Source organism: Streptomyces sp. SID5910 (assembly GCF_009862125.1).
GTDB lineage: Bacteria > Actinomycetota > Actinomycetes > Streptomycetales > Streptomycetaceae > Streptomyces.
On the sequence record NZ_WWHX01001014.1, the window covers coordinates 1 to 1,023 of the forward strand.

Below are 1,023 nucleotides of genomic sequence, written 5' to 3' on the forward strand. Positions count from 1 at the left end.
GTCGCGGTGGACCAGGCCGTCGCGCTCCAGGGTCTGGAGGGTCTGGGTGAGCATCTTCTCGCTGACGCTCCGGCCGACCCGGCCGACCGCCCGGCGCAGCTCGCTGAACCGGTGCGGCCGGTCCAGGAGCTCGATCAGGACGAGGACGCCCCAGCGGCTGGTGATGTGTTCGAGGACGAGCCGGTACGGGCACATCGCCTCGCCGGCCACGGGGTCACTTACGGTCATGTATGTACCTTACTTCAAAGTGGGTACTTTCTTTTGGTTAGCGCCTCCTTTAGCGTCGGTGACATCGCACCCACCCCTTTCGCACCCACCCCCCAGAGGAGCCCCGAACCATGAGCATCGTCGTCACCGGAGCCACCGGACACCTCGGCCGCCACGTCGTGGAGCAGCTGTTGGCGAAGGTCCCGGCCGAGCAGATCACCGCCGTCGTGCGCGACAAGGCGAAGGCCGCCGACCTCGCGGAGCGCGGCGTGCGGCTCGCCGTGGCCGACTACAACGCGCCCGAGACCTTCGACGGGCTGTTCGCGGCCGGCGACAAGGTGCTGCTGATCTCCGGCAACGAGGTCACCAAGGACCGTCCCGCGCAGCACCGGGCGGTCATCGACGCCGCCGCCGCGGCCGGCGTCGCGCTGCTCGCGTACACGAGCGCGCCCAGCGGCCTGACCGCCGCGCTCGCCGACGACCACCGCGCCACCGAGAAGGTCCTGCTCGCCTCCGGCCTGCCCTGGGTGATCCTCGGCAACGGCTGGTACCACGAGAACCACACCGAGCACCTCGCCCAGGTGCTGGAGCACGGCGCCGTCGTCCAGGCCGCCCGCGACGGCCGCGTCTCCTCCGCCTCGCGCGCCGACTACGCGGCCGCCGCCGTCGCCGTGCTGACCGGCGAGGGGCACGAGAACAAGCGGTACGAGCTGGGCGGCGACGAGGCGTGGAGCTTCGCCGAGTACGCCGCCGAGGTGAGCCGGCTCGCGGGCCGCGAGATCGCCTACCGCGCCGTCTCCGTCGAGGAGTACGTCG

At 71.5% G+C, this 1,023-nt stretch carries 2 protein-coding genes; one reads left to right on the top strand and one right to left on the bottom strand.

The window, feature by feature from the left end; all coding sequences use genetic code 11:
• Positions 1-228, bottom strand: a 228-nt coding sequence (locus GTW67_RS35870; RefSeq protein ID WP_161168888.1) for a winged helix-turn-helix transcriptional regulator, incomplete at its 3' end; no start/stop codon positions are given.
• A 110-nt stretch (positions 229-338) separates the two neighbouring features.
• Between GTW67_RS35870 and GTW67_RS35875 the strand changes: the two genes are divergently transcribed.
• Positions 339-1,023: NAD(P)H-binding protein (locus GTW67_RS35875; RefSeq protein WP_161168889.1), on the top strand; the 685-nt coding region annotated here is incomplete at its 3' end.